Annotated in this window: 13 protein-coding genes; 5 read left to right on the top strand and 8 right to left on the bottom strand. The window is 71.1% G+C overall.

Annotation, left to right across the window (positions count from 1 at the left end):
* The first annotated feature begins 116 nt into the window (after nt 1-116).
* The 3 genes from LQ326_RS19580 (at nt 117) to LQ326_RS19570 (ending at nt 6,082) form a co-directional block, all read left to right on the top strand.
* The gene (locus tag LQ326_RS19580) at nt 117-1,073 is read left to right on the top strand and encodes a ScbA/BarX family gamma-butyrolactone biosynthesis protein (protein ID WP_234538469.1); all 957 of its coding nucleotides are present in this window, start codon (nt 117-119) and stop codon (nt 1,071-1,073) included.
* An 841-nt stretch (nt 1,074-1,914) separates the two neighbouring features.
* On the top strand, nt 1,915-3,252 hold the full coding sequence (locus LQ326_RS19575) for a jacalin-like lectin (protein ID WP_234538468.1): 1,338 nt from the start codon (nt 1,915-1,917) through the stop codon (nt 3,250-3,252).
* Nucleotides 3,253-3,793: 541 nt separating this feature from the next.
* A complete protein-coding gene (locus tag LQ326_RS19570) occupies nt 3,794-6,082 on the top strand; it encodes a nitrate- and nitrite sensing domain-containing protein (RefSeq protein ID WP_234538467.1) in 2,289 nt (762 codons plus the stop codon).
* A gap of 14 nt (nt 6,083-6,096) precedes the next feature.
* Here LQ326_RS19570 and LQ326_RS19565 read toward each other — a convergent pair whose 3' ends face one another.
* Nucleotides 6,097-7,311, bottom strand: coding sequence for an AI-2E family transporter (locus tag LQ326_RS19565; RefSeq protein WP_372496895.1), 1,215 nt, complete (start codon nt 7,309-7,311; stop codon nt 6,097-6,099).
* 51 nt (nt 7,312-7,362) lie between these two features.
* The gene (locus tag LQ326_RS19560) at nt 7,363-8,166 is read right to left on the bottom strand and encodes a serine hydrolase (RefSeq protein ID WP_234538465.1); all 804 of its coding nucleotides are present in this window, start codon (nt 8,164-8,166) and stop codon (nt 7,363-7,365) included.
* A gap of 262 nt (nt 8,167-8,428) precedes the next feature.
* On the opposite strand from LQ326_RS19560, the gene LQ326_RS19555 reads away from it, so the two are divergent.
* A complete protein-coding gene (locus LQ326_RS19555) occupies nt 8,429-9,880 on the top strand; it encodes a purine-cytosine permease family protein (RefSeq protein WP_234538464.1) in 1,452 nt (483 codons plus the stop codon).
* Nucleotides 9,881-9,914: 34 nt separating this feature from the next.
* On the opposite strand, the gene LQ326_RS19550 is transcribed toward LQ326_RS19555, so the two are convergent.
* The 5 genes from LQ326_RS19550 to LQ326_RS19530 all read right to left on the bottom strand — a co-directional run bounded on the left by LQ326_RS19550 (nt 9,915) and on the right by LQ326_RS19530 (nt 16,438).
* Complete coding sequence (locus LQ326_RS19550) at nt 9,915-10,439, bottom strand: transglycosylase SLT domain-containing protein (RefSeq protein ID WP_234538463.1); 525 nt, start codon at nt 10,437-10,439, stop codon at nt 9,915-9,917.
* A 508-nt stretch (nt 10,440-10,947) separates the two neighbouring features.
* A complete protein-coding gene (locus tag LQ326_RS19545) occupies nt 10,948-13,332 on the bottom strand; it encodes a bifunctional salicylyl-CoA 5-hydroxylase/oxidoreductase (RefSeq protein ID WP_234538462.1) in 2,385 nt (794 codons plus the stop codon).
* 11 nt (nt 13,333-13,343) lie between these two features.
* Nucleotides 13,344-14,996, bottom strand: a complete 1,653-nt coding sequence (locus tag LQ326_RS19540) for an AMP-binding protein (protein WP_234538461.1) — start codon at nt 14,994-14,996, stop codon at nt 13,344-13,346.
* Nucleotides 14,997-15,041: 45 nt separating this feature from the next.
* Complete coding sequence (locus LQ326_RS19535) at nt 15,042-15,959, bottom strand: acyl-CoA thioesterase (protein WP_234538460.1); 918 nt, start codon at nt 15,957-15,959, stop codon at nt 15,042-15,044.
* On the bottom strand, nt 15,956-16,438 hold the full coding sequence (locus tag LQ326_RS19530; RefSeq protein ID WP_234538459.1) for a cupin domain-containing protein: 483 nt from the start codon (nt 16,436-16,438) through the stop codon (nt 15,956-15,958). Before LQ326_RS19530 ends, LQ326_RS19535 begins: the two co-directional genes overlap by 4 nt.
* A 139-nt stretch (nt 16,439-16,577) precedes the next feature.
* Between LQ326_RS19530 and LQ326_RS19525 the strand changes: the two genes are divergently transcribed.
* A complete protein-coding gene (locus tag LQ326_RS19525; RefSeq protein ID WP_234538451.1) occupies nt 16,578-16,991 on the top strand; it encodes a RidA family protein in 414 nt (137 codons plus the stop codon).
* Nucleotides 16,992-16,997: 6 nt separating this feature from the next.
* Here LQ326_RS19525 and LQ326_RS19520 read toward each other — a convergent pair whose 3' ends face one another.
* Nucleotides 16,998-17,852, bottom strand: a complete 855-nt coding sequence (locus tag LQ326_RS19520; protein ID WP_234538450.1) for a PaaX family transcriptional regulator — start codon at nt 17,850-17,852, stop codon at nt 16,998-17,000.
* Between the last annotated feature and the right edge of the window lie 131 nt (nt 17,853-17,983).

The following is a 17,983-nucleotide window of genomic DNA, read 5'->3' as shown; positions in this document are numbered from 1 at the left end:
CACACTTGGTGAATCCTTTACCTGGTGGCCGACCCGAGAAAACCGGTAGGTCCGTATCTTATAGGCGTCGAACAGAGCTTCAGGCCAACGAAGAGCTTTCCGACGGGGGGTCACCGATGAGTCTGTCCGCCAGCGAGATCGGAGTCGGTCTGCCCGTACTGCCTCGGCTGACCACCACGGTCCCCAAGGAGTACGTCCATCGCGCGTCCCTCGCCGAGGTGTTCCTCACCGGCTGCACCGCCCAGGCCGACGGACTGCGGTTCTCCCTCACCGGGCAGTGGCCCCGCGCCCACACGTTCTTCAACAGCGCCGACGGTTCGAGTCATGACCCGCTCCAGGCCGCAGAGACGTTTCGGCAGGCCGGCATGTTCGTGACGCACGCGGAACACGGCGTTCCGCTCGGTCATCACTTCGTGCTGTGGTCGCTCAGCTGCCACACCGATCTGGACCGGCTGCGGATTGCCTCCCGCCCCACCGACTTCGAACTCGACGTGGCCTGCCCGGACTCCGCGCCGCGCGGCCGGTCCTCCGCGCGCCGGATGAGCATCGGGTTCGTCCTGCGCCGGGACGGGCTGACGGTGGCCCACGGGGAGGGGCGGTACTCCGTCGTCACACCGCCGGTCTACGCCCGGCTGCGCGCCAACCGGCCCGGTAGGCAGGCGGCTTCCGCTGGCCCCGCCGTCGCGGCCGACCCGATGCCACCGGCGGCCGTGGGCCGCACCTCTTCCGCCGACGTGGTGCTGACGGCCACGGACGCACCCGACCGCTGGCTGCTCACCCCGGACCTGGACCACCCGATCCTGTTCGACCACGGCGGCGACCACCTGCCCGGCATGGTCCTGATGGAGGGCGCCCGGCAGGCCGCCTGCGCCCGGCTGGCACCCCGCGCGCTGCTCCCGGCGAGCACGTCCACGTCGTTCAACCGCTACGTCGAACTCGACAGTCCCTGCTGGATCGACGTCACAGGCGTGACGGCACGGGGCGACGGCACGGCGACCGTCGACGTCGTCGGTGTGCAGGACGGCGAGGTCGTCTTCACGTCCACCGTGAGCGGGCCGGTCGTCCAGGGCTGATACGGGGCATCTGCCGCCAGGCTCCCCGCGAACGGGCCCGGCGGCGGATGTATGACCTGTCACAGCGACAGGGGCCGAAGGCGTGCCGGCCGTCGGCGGCACGATGCCCCGGGGCGCGCCGATCATCCATGGCGCGCCGATCATCCATGGCGCGCCGGTCGTCCTTGGCGCGCCGATCATCCATGGCGCGCCGATCATCCATGGCGCGCCGGTGGCGCAGGCCCCAGGAGGCGGAGTCGACGTAGCGGCCGCGGTCCTCGCGGAGGATGGCGGTGTCGGCGTCGTGGTTCCACGGAGGTACGGCGGTCCTGGTACAGGTCCCTCAGGGTGCCCCAGAGACGGACACGTGGTCCCCCTGCACGGGATTCGGACACACTCCGGCAGCCATGCGGTTCGAGGCCGCAGGCCACGAGAGGTGTGGGGCGAGGCGGCGGCCGCGCATCCACACCCCGCACCCGACCGCGCGGCCATCGCGACGCACACGGCGCCCATTACGGATCCTTCGCTTTCCCATGACTCTCGGCCGCAACGTCCATTTATTCGGTGAATGGGCTCGTTTGATGCCATAGCGGGCCCCGCAGGGCCGCCGGAATGGGCCTGGGGCGCTCCTTCCGCCTCACCGGACACTCACTCAACAGGGGTCAATGCACTCGAAACTGAGTCACCGTCATCGCCCGAACGGCCCGCCGGGACAGAAGTCGATCTTCTGGGCGTCACGGGGAATTTCCAAACTGGTTAGTAACAAGGGGGGGTCGGAAGAAAGCGTTTGCCGCTACGTTTTCCCATGCCTCATTGGCATGCCCACATCCCTCAGCGCACAACTCCCGTAGGAGACACCCCCATGCGCAGACTCGTTGCCTGTCTGGCGGCCGCGGTCGCCGCTCTCGGCGGGCTCACGGCCACGGCCACCCCGGCCGCGGCGGCCGGCTCGGGCACGTTCAGCGTGCTCACGTACAACGTCGCCGGGCTTCCGTCAGGCCTGTCGAGCGCGTCCACGCCGCGCGACACGAGCACCACGGAGATCGGCAGGCGCATCGCGCCGTACGACATCGTCAACGTCCAGGAGGACTTCAACTACCACGCCTACCTCTACTCCACGGACACCCACCCCTACCGCACCGCGACCAGCGGCGGCGCGGGCATCGGCAGCGGCCTGAACACCGTCTCCGGCTACGACTGGGACGAGGACGACTTCCAGCGTGTCGGCTGGAACTCCTGCCAGATCGACTCGGGCGACTGCCTCACGCCGAAGGGGTTCACCTTCATGCGCGAGCGGCTCGCCGAGGGCGTCTACGTCGACTTCTACAACCTGCACACCAACGCGGGCACGAACGACGGCGACGAGGCCTCCCGGGCCGACAACCTCAGCCAGCTGACCGACTTCATCAGCACCCACTCGGCCGGCAACGCCGTCGTGGTGATGGGTGACACCAACACCCGCTACACCCGCACCGCCGACACCATCGCCGAGTTCGCCTCGGCCAACGGGCTCACCGACGCCTGGGTGCAGCTGATCCGCGGCGGCAGCGCGCCGGCCAAGGGCAGCGACGCGCTGGTCTGCGACCAGTCCGGGGCGACCGTGCCCAACACCTGCGAGGTCGTCGACAAGGTGCTGTACCGCAGCAGCAAGCTCGTCAACCTCAACGCGACCTCGTACAACAACGAGCACGCCAAGTTCCTCACGGCCGACGGGCTGATGCTCTCCGACCACGACCCGGTCACGGTCGGCTTCTCCTGGTCCCAGAACCCGGACTTCCAGCTGAGCGACCAGTTCGGCGGTCCGCACGGCGACTACTACCAGGACATCGACAAGGTGGCCGCCGGCGCCCGCGCCACCAGCATCTCGCTGCGCTCCGGCTCCCGGGTCGACCAGGTCGGCATCACGCTCGCCGACGGCACGACGCTGACCCACGGCGGCACCGGCGGCACGGCGTCCTCGCTGACGCTGGCCGGCAACGAGTACGTGACGACGGCGTATTTGTGCGAGGGCAAGTACAACAGCACCACCCGCATCTTCTACGCCAAGTTCACCACCAACCTGGGCCACACCCTCGCCGGTGGTGCGACGACCTCGGACTGCGTGACCCGCACCGCCCCGTCGGGCTGGCAGATCGCCGGCTTCCACGGCCGCTCCGGTGACGAACTCGACAAGGTCGGCTTCATCTACACCAAGCGCTGACCGCGCCCGGCCGTCCGGCGGATGTCACGAGCGGTCCGCCGGCCGACCGGACGAGGGGACCCACGCATCGGCACCGGCATCGGCACACCGGCGACGGCGGCCGCCCGGGCCTCCGCGTCGACGCCACCGGCCCGCCCGGACGCTCCTGCCCGGCGCCCACGGCCAGCGGCCTGCCCCCCCCCTACGGCGGCGTTCGTGTCGCCGCAGGAGGCCGCAACCGCCGCGTCCGGTCGCCGGGCAACGCGAAGTCGCTCGCGAACGCGTCCCGGACGAATCCCTCGGCCGCTGCCGCGCACACCCGCATCACGCGGTTCTCGGCGTGCCGGCACACGGCTGGGGAGATCCGCCGGGGGGATCGGGCCACCTGGCGCAATATCCGTGCATGAACCACCGATGGCTTTGATTGCGATTTGCACCATTCCTAGGAAACCGCTTCACCCAAACGCCAGCCGACCCTGATCGCCGGGTGTTAGAAATTGGCCACAGAACGTCGGGCTGTGCGCAGCCCTGCACACCATCCCTGTTGTGAAAAGGGACGCTCTTGTCCAAGTCCAGACCCGTGACCGGCAACTGGCGCGTCGCAAGACGCCTCCAGGCCATTCTGCTCATCCCCGTGCTCGTCGCCCTCGGCCTCGGCGGCCTCCGGGTGAAGAACTCGATCGACACGCTGCGGGACGCCAACGACGCGGTCCATGTGGCGGAACTGGTGCAGGCGGCGAACGCCTACGCCAGTGACGCGATCAACGAGCGCGACGTGTCGGTCATCCCCCTCCTGCAGGGCGAACGGAACGCACCCGCCGTGGTGGCGGCGCGCAAGGTCACCGACGCCGACGCGAAGGCGTTCGACGCGTCGGTGGCCCGGGCACCGAGGACCGCGGGCCTGCTCCGGCGCATCGCACTGGTGCGGGCGGGCGAGAAGCTGCTGCCGGCAGTGCGGGCCGACGCGTTCACGGGCAGGTCGTCCGGGGTGCAGACGGAGGAGAGCTACCACGCCGTCCAGCACCCGCTGATGGAGATCTCGAACGAGCTGGGCTTCGGCAGCAACAACCAGGCGAGCTTCGGCCGCACCCTCTACGCCATCTCCCTGACCCAGGCGGCCGAGTCCCTGGTGCGCTCCATCGGCACCCATCTGCTGGTCGAGAACCGCGACGCGCTCGCCGACGGCGAACTGCAGAACCAGCTCGGCTCGTTCAGCTCCTACGCCTACCTGGAGCAGGTCGGCCTCCAGGAATACGCGGGCGCCGGTACCCCCGGGGACATGACCCGGCTGCGGACGGCCCTGGCGGACGCGGAGAAGAAGGGCGCGCAGCAGACGGCCCAGGCCGCCGAAGAGGCCAAGGCGGCCGGGCGGACCTTCGTGACACCGCCGGCCCTGCCGGAGATGATCAAGGAAATCGCCGCCGGGACACCGGCCGGGCAGCTGGCCGCCCAGGGCATCACGCCCGAGTCGTTCTTCGCGGCGTCCGCGCTCGCCTTCGACGCCTACCGCGGCATCGAGGTCCATCTCACCGACACGGCCCTCGCCAATGCCCGCGGCATCGCCGCGGACGCCGAACGGGACGCGATCGTCAACGGCTCCTTCGCGCTCGGCGCCGTACTCGTCGCCCTCCTGCTCGCCGCGTGGGTGGCCCGCTCCATGAGCCGGGGCATGCGCCGGCTCAGCGCCTCGGCCATCCAGATCGCCGAGCAGCGGCTGCCGGCGGTGATCACCCAGCTCTCCCAGGCCGTGCCCGGTCAGGTGGACACCAAGGTCACGCCGATCCCGATCACCACCACCGACGAGATCGGCGAGGTCGCCCGCGCCTTCGACCATGTGCACCGGGAGGCGGTCCGGCTCGCCGCCGAACAGGCCGCGTTGCGCGGCAACGTCAACGCGATCTTCACCAACCTCTCCCGCCGCAACCAGTCCCTGATCGAGCGCCAGCTCGCCCTGATCACCCAGCTGGAGGAGCGCGAGGCCGACCCCGAGCAGCTGTCGAACCTGTTCCGGCTGGACCACCTGGCCACGCGGGTGCGCCGCAACGGCGAGAACCTGCTGGTGCTCGGCGGCGAACGCCCCACCCAGCAGTGGGACCACCCGCTCCCCCTGGTCGACGTCATCCGGGCGGCGGCCTCCGAGGTGGAGCAGTACGAGCGGATCGAGCTGACGGGCATCCCGGAGACCGAGATCCACGGCCGTGCCGTCACCGACCTGGTGCATCTGCTCGCCGAACTCCTGGAGAACGCCACCTCGTTCTCCTCGCCGCGCTCGACGGTCCGGGTCACGGCGGCCCGGCTGCCGGACACCCGGATCATGGTCGAGATCCATGACGAGGGCATCGGTCTGCGGCCCGAGGACTTCGCGCTGATCAACCACAAGCTGGCGAATCCGCCGACCGCCGACGCCGACGTCTACCAGCACATGGGCCTGTTCGTGGTGGGCAGGCTCGCCGACCGGCACGGCATCCGGGTCCAGTTGCGGCCCGCCGCCGGGGGGTCCGGTACGACCTCCCTGGTCATGCTGCCGGGCACCATCACCTGGCGCAGTGGCACCGAGTCGGATGCCGACACGCTGGCCCTGGCGGCCTTCAGGGCTCGCGCCACGTCCCGTTCGGCGGCCCTCCTGCTCGCGGACGCGGACGGGCCCGCCGACCCGTTCGGCGCGCACGAGGCGTGGGACGACGGCATCCCGGCACCCGGCCCCGCGACACCGTCCGGCACCCCCGCCGCCTCCCCCGCTCCTGCGGCATCCGGCGTCCCCGCGTCCTCCGGTGCGGCCGCGTCGCCCCCGTCGTCCGGCCGTCCCCGTCGCACGTCGAAGCGCGGCCGTCGCCCCGCCAAGGACGGCTGAGCCCCGGCCCGCGGTCAGGGCGGCGGCACCGGGCGCAGGGCCCGCACCACCGACCAGACGACGGAGATGAACGGGACGGCCACGACGGCGCCGATCACCCCCGCGACGATGCTGCCCGCGATGACGGACACCGCGACGACGAGGGGGTGCAGCCGCACCGCCCAGCTCATCACCAGCGGATGGAGCACATGCCCCTCCAGCTGGCCGACGACGACGATGAGCACGAGGACGGCGGCGGCCGTGAGCGGACCGCGCCCGGCCAGCGCCACCACCGTGGCCACGCCGAGCGCGACCGGTGAGCCCACCAGCGGGATGAAAGTGGCGAAGAACTCCAGCAGGGTGAGCGGCAGCGCGAGCGGCACCCGCAGCACGAGCAGGGCGATGCCGACGAGAAGGGCGTTGGTGGCGGCCACGATGATGATGCCCCGGGTGTATCCGGCGAACGTCCGCCAGGCCGCGCGCCCGGCCCGGTCCCAGGCGCTGCGGGCACCGGCGGGCAGCAGTTCGAGGCTCGTCCAGGTCCACAGCCGTTCGCCGGAGTGGATGAAGAAGACCGAGGTGAAGAGCGCGAGCACGCCGCCGGTGACCAGTTCGACCACGGTGCCGACGCCGCTGAGCGCTCTGCTCGCCAGGTTGGAGCGGTGGGTCTGGATGTAGGTGAGGAGCTGCTGCTGGAGGTGTGACAGGGCGCCCGGGCCGAGCCGGAAGGGCGGCCGCTGCAGCCAGATCTCGATGCGGTGGACGCCGCCGCGGAACTCGTCGGTCAGCGTCGCCGACTCCTGCGCGACGGCGTTGCCCACCAGGGCCAGCAGGCCGAGGAACAGGCAGATGCTGCCGACCAGGCTCACCGCCACGGACAGCGGCCGGGGAAGCCATCGGGCCAGCAGGTCGGCGGGCGGACGCAGCACCGAGGTGATGACCAGGGCCAGGAACACGGCGGCGGCGATCAGCTGGAAGCGGCCGAGGACGACGAAGACGCCGTAGACGGCGACGCCGACCACCAGGAGCCGCCAGGCATAGGCGGCGGCGACCCGCAGGGCGGGCACGACGACCGCGCTGACGGAGGCGGAGGCCCGCGGGTCGCGGGCCCGCTTCGGAATCCGGACCGCGCGTGCGGTCCGGCTGCCCGGTGCCGTGCCCCTGGCCCGCCGCGCGCGGCCCCGCCCGGCCCGAGGCCCGCCCGCACCCACCACCGTGCCTCCCGTTGCCCGCCGACGTCGCCCTCTCATGCACGTTAGGGGCATTCGGCGCGACGGGCGGGCGGCAGTGGGCCAAGGGGGTCAGCGGGCCGCCGACCGGGAGACGGCGGTGCGGACGGCTCGCTCCACCAGTTTCACGCCGTCCGGCATGGACACGTTGCCGTCGGAGAGGACCGACACGAGGTAGCGGTGCCCGCCGACCGTGACGCGTCCGATGCTGTTGATGTCCCACAGACCGGTCGTGGTGCGCATGAGCCAGCCGTTCTTCAGCGCCCACCCGGCGTCGGCGGCGGCCGAGACACCCCAGGACTGGCCGTCGGCGATCTCGGTCATCAGGGTGGCGATCCGGCCGCGGGACGCCGCGTCGAGGGGCGTGGGACCGGTGCCGAAGATCGCGCGCAGCAGTCGTATCTGATCGGCCGCGGTGGTCCGGGTGAGCCCCCACAGGCCGCCGGGGCCGCCCTGCGTCGAGGTCAGTCCGAGCCGCCTGTTGGCCGAATCAAGACCGGGGCCCGCGCCGACGGCCCGCCACAGGGCATTGGCCGCGGTGTTGTCGCTGTTCCGGATCATCACCTCGGCCTGCGCGTTCTCCCGGGCGGTGAGGTCGCGCCGGTGGTCCCGGGCGTGCAGCAGCATGGCGGCGAGGAGGTCGACCTTGACGATGCTCGCCGTGTCGTACGGCGTGTCGTCGCCGTAGACGGCGGGTTCCCGGCCGGTGCCGTCCAGATCGAGGACGGCGGCGGTCACCCGGGCGTTGCCCTGCGCCTGGACGGCGGTGCGGAAGTCTGCGGGTCCGGACGTGGCGTCGGCTGCCATGGCCGCCGGCGCGGCGCCGGCGAACAGGGCCACCACCGTGGCCACGACGGACAGGGTTCGGTTGAGCATGGGGGCCTTCTCAGTCCGGGCGGGAGGGACACAGAACTGCGAACGTAGACAAAACGTGCCGCTCGCGACATGACCGCCGCCACGCCGGGACCCGGTTCGGGACCGATTGTGAGCAGGGCAACAGGTGGTCACCTGGGGCCGGAGCGGCCAAGTCGTGCGGGCGGCGGGCTTTCCGCTGCGGAACTCGGGTTCCGCATGCCTTATCCGCAGCCGCACGGGGGAAGAATGTGGTCAAAGTGACGGGCCGGGCCCTGGAGGCGCCATGAGCACAGACGCGGAACCACGGGTGAGCGGCCTGGAGATCCGGTCCATCGACTATGTGCCGCTGGACGAGCGGCACGGCAAGCTGTGGCATCTGGGACCGCTGTGGTTCATGTCCAACGCGCAGATCGCCACCCTGGCCGTGGGGCTGATCAGCATCACGGAGGGCGGCAACCTGATCTGGTCGCTGCTGGCGATCGTCGCGGGCACCCTGATCGGCACGTTCTTCATGGCGTTCCACTCGGCGCAGGGGCCGCAGCTGGGACTGCCGCAGATGATCCAGTCCCGCCCGCAGTTCGGCTACGTCGGGGCGCTGCTGGTGTGGCTGTTCGCCTACGTGCAGTACGCGGGCTTCAACGTGTTCAACACCGTCCTGGCCGGTCAGGCCCTGGACACCACGATCCACGGCGGTGTGAAACTCTGGGTGGTCGTGGTCACCGCCATCGCGCTGGTCGTGGCCCTGGTGGGGTACGACGTCATCCACAGGGCCGAACGGTTCCTGACCTACACGTTCCTGGTCGTGTTCGGGATCTTCACCGTCGGCGTGCTGGTCACCCTGCACTACCCGGCGGGCTCCTTCGACCTGGGCGCCTTCAAGGTCACCCCGTTCCTGGCGCAGTTCGGCGTGGTCGCCGGCTACCAGATCAGCTGGGCCATCTACGTCTCGGACTACTCGCGCTATCTGCCGCCGGACGTGACGGTCCGCAAGACGTTCTACTGGACCTACTTCGGCTCGGCGCTCGGCGGCATCTGGCTGATGGTGCTCGGGACGCTGCTGGCCGCCTGGGCGGGCGACAGCTTCGACACGATCCCGTCGATCAACGCCGCCGGCGACAAGGTCTTCGACGGCTTCGGCGCGATCGTCCTGCTCTTCTCCGCGCTGGGCCTGATCTCGGTCACCGCGCTGAACATGTACGGCGGTTCGCTGACCCTGATCAGTGCCATCGACTCGTTCAAGCGGGTACGGCCGACCCTGGGCGTGCGCCTGGTCACCCTCGGGGTGACCGCGGCGCTCTCCCTGATCGGCGCGCTGGCGGCGACGTCCGACTTCCTGACGAACTTCAACAACTTCCTGCTGCTGGTGCTGTACCTGTTCATCCCGTGGACGTCCGTGAACCTGATGGACTACTACGTGGTGCGCCGGGGCCACTACGCCATCGCCGAGATCTTCAAGCCGGACGGCATCTACGGCCGCTGGGGCTGGCAGGGGATCGTCTCGTACCTGGTCGGGTTCGCGGTGATGATCCCGTTCTTCTCGGTCGGCACGCTCTTCGTCGGCCCGGTCGCCAAGGCGCTGGACGGGGCGGACATCTCCCTGTTCGTCGGGCTTCCCGTGTCGGCGCTGCTGTACTGGTGGCTGACCCGCTCGATCGACGTCGAGGCGGAGACCCGTGTCGCCGAGGCGGAGGCCGCCGCCCTGGAGCAGGCGGCCCACGAACACCGTGAGCCGTAGGGCCTGACTCCGGTCGGACGAGTCGCCATGGGCGTCAGTACGCGGAGTTGACGTTGTCGATGGAACCGTACCGGTGGGCGGCGTAGTTGGCGGCCGCGGTGATGTTGGCCACCGGGTCGGTGACGCTGTGGGCGGTGCCGGAGACGTGGTACGTGTTGAACGTGGGGTCGATCACCTGGAGCAGGCCCTTGGAGGGGGTGCCCTTCTGGGCGTTGATGTCCCAGTTGTTCTGCGCGGACGGGTTGCCGCCGGACTCGCGCATGATGTTGCGCTTGAGGCCGTCGTAGCTGCCCGGGATGCCCTTGGACTTCATGATCTGCAGGGACTGCCTGATCCAGCCGTCCAGGTTGTTGGCGGAGCCGGTGTGCCGGGAGGCGGTGCGGCTGCTGTCGCCAGAGGAGTGCGTGACCGCGGCCGAGGTGTGCGCCTGCGTCATTTCGGCGGCCTGCGCGCTGGCCGGCATCAGGGTGAGGGCGGCGGCCGCGGCACCGGTGGTGGCGAGACCGGCGAGGCCGAGGGTGCGCAGGCGGGCGATGCGGGTGCGGGTGGTCATGGTCATGTGAAAGAAACTCTCCGGTGGGACGGCATCGGCGCCGGCCGCGGTGCGCGGCGGCGTGGGGCGGAGCCCCGTACTGCCGGCGGGAGTGGGCGGGCCCGGCGGGGATCCGCTCGGCCCGTCACCCGTCTCCCGGCGACGACAGCAATGGTTAGCGGCGCCGGGAGCGGACCGCAACGATGTGACGTACTACCCAACTTAGGATTAAATAGCCGCAATGCCCGATATATAACTCTTACGCCCACTTCAGGGCGCTCCGTTCCTACGAAGCCCGGTAGGATGTGACGTGGCTCCTATGGGGGGTGTCACGCATCCGGGCCCCTTCGCGGGGCCCGCACCACAAGATCGGCGCGTTGCACGGCCCGCCCACGGCGCACCGCGAGAGCGTCCGGATGCCGACCGCCCCGAACGCGCCGGAGCACCGGCTCGGCGGGCTCGCCACCGGCTCCGACGACCACGTGAGCAAGCCCTTCTGCGGGTCTCCTGGCCGGTCCGCCTGTACGGTCCGGCCTCAGCGCACCGCCGGCAGGTCCTCCGCCGCCGGCTTCCACCGCAGATGGACGCTTGCCTGCGCCTCTTCGGCCCGCAGCAGCGACAGGCGGGGGCGGACCGCGTCGGTGCGGGCGGTGGGCGGCTTGCGGCGGCCGGCCCGGAACGGCGCGGGCCACTCGGCGGCCGCTCCCGCGTACTCCTGCTCGGCTGCCGCGTGCAGGGTCCAGTGCGGGTCGTACAGGTGGGTACGGCCCAGGGCGCACAGGTCGGCGCGGCCGGCGAGGAGGATGGAGTTGACGTCGTCGTAGGAGGCGATGGCGCCGACGGCGATGACGGCCGTGCCGGTGGCGACGGCGACCTCGTGCCGGATGCGGTCGGCGAAGGGGGTCTGGTAGGAGCGGCCGTAGGCGGGGCGCTCGTCCTTGGTGACCTGGCCGGTGGAGACGTCGATGCCGGCCGCGCCGTGGGCGGCGAAGGCACGGGCGATCTCGACGGCGTCGTGATCGGTGTTGCCGTCCGGCATCCAGTCGGTGGCGGAGATCCGCACGATCACGGGTCGGTCCTCCGGCCAGACCGCGCGGACGGCGTCGAAGACCTCCAGGGGGTAGCGCAGCCGGTTCTCCAGCGATCCGCCGTATGCGTCGGTGCGGTGGTTGGAGACCGGTGAGAGGAACGAGGAGAGCAGATAGCCGTGGGCGCAGTGGAGTTCGAGCAGGTCGAAGCCGGCGTCCGCGCCGCGCCGGGCCGCCGCCACGAACTCGGCCGTGATCCGGTCCAGGCCGGCGCGGGTGAGTTCGCGCGGTACGGGTGAGCCGGGGCCGTAGGGCAGCGGGGAGGGGCCGACGGTCTCCCAGTTCCCGTCCGGCAGCGGATCGTCCATGCCCTCCCACATCAGGCGGGTGGAGCCCTTGCGGCCGGAGTGGCCGAGCTGGAGGCCGATGCGGGCGGTGCTGTTCGTGTGCACGAAGTCCACGACCCGCGTCCAGGAGTCGCGCTGCGCGTCGTTCCACAGGCCGGTGCAGCCAGGGGTGATCCGGCCCTCGGGCGAGACGCAGACCATCTCCGTCATCACCAGGCCCGCCCCGCCCAGGGCCCTGGAGCCCAGGTGGACGAGGTGGAAGTCGCCGGGGACGCCGTCGACGGCGGAGTACATGTCCATCGGGGAGACGACCACCCGGTTCTTCAGTTCCAGTGCGCCGAGGCGGAACGGCTGGAACATGGCGGGGGCGGTGCCGCTCAGCCCCTGCGCGGTGGCGAAGGCGGTGTCGACCCGGTCGGCGAACTCGGCGTCGCGGGTGCGCAGGTTGTCGTAGGTGATGCGGCGGGAGCGGGTGAGGAGGTTGAAGCAGAACTGGGTGGGTTCCTGGCGGGCGTACATGCCGATGTTCTCGAACCACTCCAGTGAGGCCTGCGCCGCCCGCTGGGCGGACTCCACCACCGGGCGCCGCTCGCTCTCGTACGCGCTCAACGCGCTTTCGTAGTCCGGGTGTTCGTGCAGGCAGGCGGCCAGGGCGAGGGCGTCCTCCATGGCCAGTTTGGTCCCGGAGCCGATGGAGAAGTGGGCGGTGTGCGCGGCGTCGCCGATCAGCACGAGGTTCTCGTGATGCCACCGCTGGTTGCGCACGGTGGTGAAGTTCAGCCACCTGGAGTTGTTGGCGAACACCTGGTGCCCGTCGAGTTCGGCGGCGAACAGCTCACGGATCCGGGCCACGGCCTGCTCGTCGGAGGCGCCCGGCGCGAACACCGCGTCCTCGGTGGCGTCGAAGCCCGCGCGGCGCCAGACGTCCTCGTGCATCTCCACGATGAACGTGGAGCCGGCGTCGGAGTAGGGGTAGCCGTGGACCTGTACCACCCCCCACTGGGTCTCCTTGACGAAGAACTGGAAGGCCTCGAAGACCCGGTCCGTACCCAGCCACATGTACTTGCTGTGCCGCCGGTCCAGCGACGGGCCGAACACGTCCGCGCACCCCGTGCGCACACCGGAGTTGACGCCGTCCGCGCCGACGACGAGGTCGTACGAGGCGCGCAGCGCGGCCGCCTCGGGCGCGGGGGTGGAGAAGTGCAGGGTGACGCCCAGTTCACGGCAGCGCTCCTGCAGGAGGCGCAGGAGTTCCCTGCGGCCCATCGCGGCGAAGCCCTGGCCGCCGACGGTGTGGCTCTCGCCCCGGTAGTGGATGTCGATATCCGTCCAGCGGGCGAAGCGGCGGGCCATGGCCTCGGCGAGCACGGTGTCGGCGTTCTCGATGCCGCCGAGCGTCTCGTCGGAGAAGACCACGCCGAAGCCGAACGTGTCGTCGGGGGCGTTGCGCTCCCACACGGTGATCTCGTGGGCGGGGTCCAGCTGCTTCAGCAACGCCGCGAGGTAGAGGCCGCCCGGGCCACCGCCGATGATCGCGATTTTCACCGGAGTTCCTCTCACTGCTCGGCGACCGGCTCGGCGGCCTGCTCCTGTTCGATGATCCTGCGGAGGGCGAAGCGCTGGAGCTTGCCGCTCGTGTTGCGCGGCAGGGCGTCACAGAAGCGCACGTCGCGCGGGTACTTGTAGGGCGCCAGGACCTGTTTGACGTGGTCCTGGATCTCCCTGGCCTTCGCCGCGTCCCCGGTGACGCCCTCGCGCAGCACGACGAAGGCGCACACGACCGAGCCGCGGTCCGCGTCGGGCCGGGCCACGACCGCCGATTCGACGACGTCCGGGTGGGTGTCGACGGCGGCCTCCACTTCGGGACCGCCGATGTTGTACCCGGAGGAGACGATCATGTGGTCGCCGCGCGCGTGGTAGTGGAAGTAGCCGTCCTCGTCCCGGTGGAAGATGTCTCCGGTGACGTTCCAGCCGCCCACGACGTAGTCCTGCTGCCGCTTGTCGTCGAGATAGCGGCAGCCCACCGGGCCGATGACGCCGAGCCGTCCGGGTTCCCCCGGGCCGAGTTCCTCGCCGTCGGGACCGAGTATCGCGGCCCGGTAGCCGGGCACCGGGCGGCCGGTGGCACCGGGCCTGATGTCGTCGCCGGCGGCCGAGATGAAGATGTGCAGCAGTTCGGTCGCGCCGATGCCGTCGATCACCTTCAGCCCTGTCCGGTCGCGCAGCTCCTCCCACGTGGAGAGCGGTATGTGTTCTCCGGCCGACACCCCGACGCGCAGACCGCCCAGCCGGTGTTCCTTGCCGTCGCGCACGATCGCCCGGTAGGCGGTGGGCGCGGTGGCGAGGACCGTGACGCCGTGTTCCTCGACGAGGTCGGCGAGCTGCGGCGGTGTCGCCGTCTCCGTGAGCAGGGCGCAGGCGCCGGCCCGCAGCGGGAAGACGACGAGCATGCCGAGGCCGAAGGTGAAGGCGAACGGCGCGGTGCAGGCGACCACGTCGTCGGGCCGCAGCCGCAGGACGTGCCGCCCGAAGGTGTTGTCGATGGACAGGATGTCCCGGTGGAAGTGCATGGTGATCTTCGGGACCCCGGTGCTGCCGGAGGTCGGGCACAGGAGCGCAACGTCGTCGGCGGCGGTTTCGACGTTCGTGAACTCGCCTGATTTCACGGCGCAGCGGGCCAGCAGGTCGGCCTCGCCGGTCCCGCCGTACTCGACCACCCGCAGGCCGGGCAGTGCGCTGCGGAGCTCGTCGGTGAAGCGGTGGTCCACGAGGGCGAGCGCGGGCCGGGTGCGTTCGGCGATCGGGACGAGCTCCCGGGCGCGCAGTGCGGCCATGGTGGTGACCACCACCCCGCCGGCCTTCAGGACACCGAGCCAGCAGGCCACCGTCCAGGGGGTGTTGGGCGCGCGCAGCAGCACACGCTGTCCCGGCACCAGGTCCAGGTCCGCGGTGAGGACCTGGGCGATCTGGTTGGCACGGGTGCGCAGTTCGTCGTAGGTCCACAGCTCTCCGGCCGGGGTGCGCAGGGCGGGGCGGCCGGGGCCGTGGCGCTCGACGGCCGTGTCGATGAGGTCGCCGCCCGCGTTGAGGCGGTCCGGGTAGGCCAGTTCGGGAGTGGTGAACTCGATGGCCGGCCACAGTCCGGCGGGCGGGAGGTGATCCCGGGCGAAGGTGTCCAGGTGCGAGGTGGGTGAGAGCGGAAGAGCCAACTGACGTTCCTTCCGGGAGCCCGCCGGTGGCGTGCGTCGGGCGGTTCAGGCGGGGCGGATCATGCCCTCCTGGACCACGGTGGCCAGGTGGCGGTGGTCGCGGGTGAAGAAGCGGCCGCTGCCCAGTCCACGGCCCGCGTCGGCGGCCACCGCCTCCTGGGCGTAGAGGAGCCAGTCGCCGACCGGTGCCAGGCGGTGGAACCACATCGCGTGGTCGAGGCTGGCGGTGACCAGGCCGGGGTCGGCCCAGGCGAGGCCGAGGACGCGCAGGACGGGTTCGAGGATGGTGTAGTCGCAGACGTAGGCGAGGGCGGCGAGGTCGCGCTGGGCGTCCGTGAGCCCCTCGACGGGGCGCAGCGGGTCGAACGGCCGCAGCCAGACGGCCTGGTGGGGCACCCGGTCACCGTCGACGGTGAGGTAGACGGGGCCGGGTACGTGGCGCATGTCGAAACCGCGGCCGCCGCTCCAGTAGGCCTTGGACTCGGCGGTCATGGTGCCGCCGGTGCGGTCGGCGAGGTACCGCGCCGCACCGGGCAGGGTCTCGGGGTCGGGTACGTCGGCGGCGAACTCGGCGTGGAAGGCCGCACCGGGCTCCCCCGCGGCGAAGTTGGCGAGGCATGCGTAGAGCACCTTGCCGTTCTGGTAGCCGCGCACCTGGCGGGTGCTGTAACCGCGGCCGTCGCGCAGCACCTCCACCTCGTAGCGGACCTCGGCACCGATGTCGGCCGGGCGCAGGAAGTAGCTGTGCATGGAGTGCAGCGTCTTCCCGTCGGTCACCGAGCGCATCGCCGCGGCGGCGGCCTGGGCAACCAGGTCGCCGCCGTAGGCCTTGGGCCAGGGACAGGGCTGGGTGGTGGCGGTGAAGGCTAGGTCGAAGTGGCCGGGAGGGGCGGGCTTCAGGGTGAGGGCCGCGGTGACGATCGCGGAGGTCGGGGCGGCCGGGCCGGTCGCGGCGGCGGTCATCGGTTCAGCCAGTCGCGCAGTTCGGTGTCGGCCACGTCGGGCAGGTTCACCACGATGTTCTCCGGGGTCCGGGTGGTCATCCACACCAGCGGTTCGGTCCGGGAGAGGTTGCACTCGACGTGCGGCATGAAGGGCGGCACGAAGACCCAGTCGCCCTCCTCCATGTCGAGGTAGTCCTCGAACTTCTCGCCGAAGTAGATCCGGGCCCGGCCCGACAGGACGTAGCCGCCGGTCTCGGCCTCGCCGTGGTGGTGGGAGACCGACCGGTAGCCGGGCTCGTTGCTCACCTTGCCGTACCACAGGCGGCGCGCCGGGGTGTGCCGGGCGCTGACGCCCGACACGCGGACGGCGCCGCCGGAGTCCGCGGTGTTGACGTCTTCCTGGCCGGCCCGTGTCACGACCGGGGCGACGAGGCCGCTGGGCAGCCGGTACACGGCGTTGTCGCCCTCAAGCCGGTACTTGCCGAGGTCAGGCTCCATGGAATCGACTCCGTTTCCGTGGGCTCGCCCGGGTCCGGACCGGACCGCGCGCGCTATCTCGTATTTTTCACGGCCGTCATTTATTGTCAATATGCCCGGCCGTGCGGCCGGCGCCGGACCCCACCGAACCGGAGGCCTCATGACTCCCGTCGCCGTGAACCCGCCCGCTCTGCCCGCCCCGAGCGGCTACTCGCACGGCACGCTCGCAGGGAACACGCTCCACCTGGGCGGCCAGACCGCGCTCGACGCCGACATGAAGATCGTTCCGGGGGGCATCGTCGAGCAGTTCCGCCAGGCGTTCGGCAATCTGCTGACCACGCTGCGGGCGGCCGGCGGTGAGCCGCGGGATCTGGTGAGCGTGACGATCTACCTCACCGACATTCCCGACTACCAGGCCCACGGCAAGGAGATCGGCAGGGTGTGGCGGGAGCTGGCGGGGCCGGTGTACCCGGCGATGGCGGGCATCGGCTGCACCGCGCTCTGGCAGCCGGAGGCGATGATCGAGATCCTCGGCGTGGCCGTGATCCCGCAGGAGCGGCTGATCAGGCCCTGAGGTGCCCTAAAGGGCGTGCATGACCGCCAGGGCGTGGGCGCGGGCGGGCTCGCGGAGTGTCCTGTCGAGCTCCTCGAAGAGCGCGCCCGCGGTTTCGCCCATCCAGCCCGGCGGCAGCAGGGACAGCGGCAGCCCGGGGTCGCGGTACGGGAGCCGGCGCCACTCGGTGAGCATCGGCAGGTAGATCCCGAACGCCTCCCGGGCAGGTATCGCGCCCGCCGCCGCACGCTCGCTCACCGGCCGGTACCGCTCCAGGAAGCCCGCGTAGAGCGCGGTGAGTTCATCGAGGTCCCACCATGCGCGGACCTTCGCCGACAGGTCGCCGTAAGCGAAGTGGTCACCGGTGAAGATGTCCACGTACGGCGTCAGTCCGAGGCGCTGCAGCGTGCGGCGGGTCTCGTCGGCCAGGATGCCGGGCGCCACCCACACGCCGGGGGCCGCGGTGCCGAAGCCGAGGCGGGTCAGGGCGGTGCGCAGGGCGTGGCGCTTGTCGCGTTCGGACTCGGGCACGGAGAACACGACGACGAGCCAGCCGTCGCCCGCGGTGGCCCGGTTCCGCTCGAAGATGCGCGTGTCGCCGTCTTCGAGCACCTCCAGCGTGCTGTCGCAGACGGCGTACCCGGCGGCGCGCCCGTGGCGCTCGCCGCGCAGCACCCCGCGCCGCTTCAGCCGGGAGATCGCCGAGCGTACGGCCTGTCCCTCCACACCGAGGTCGGCCATCAGGCGTATCACGGAGGCGACCGAGAGCCAGTTGTGCTCACCGCGCGCGTACAGCGCGAAGAGGGTGATGATCAGCGGGCCCAGCCGGCTGTCCCGGCCGCCCGCGCCGACGGCGGACGGCGGCTCGACGTGCGCTGTCATGCTCACCCACCTCCGGCCGATGTCACCCTTCTGATCGCGTAGCAGCCTATCGCGCGCGAAAGCCGCTACCGGCGGTGCGGCCGCCGCGCCGGGGCGGCACGGAAGAAGCGGTCCGGCCAGGGAAGCGGGAG

Source organism: Streptomyces shenzhenensis, assembly GCF_021462265.1.
Classification (GTDB): domain Bacteria; phylum Actinomycetota; class Actinomycetes; order Streptomycetales; family Streptomycetaceae; genus Streptomyces; species Streptomyces shenzhenensis.
Note: the sequence above shows the minus strand (reverse complement) of the source record. Positions and strands in the feature narration are given on the sequence as shown.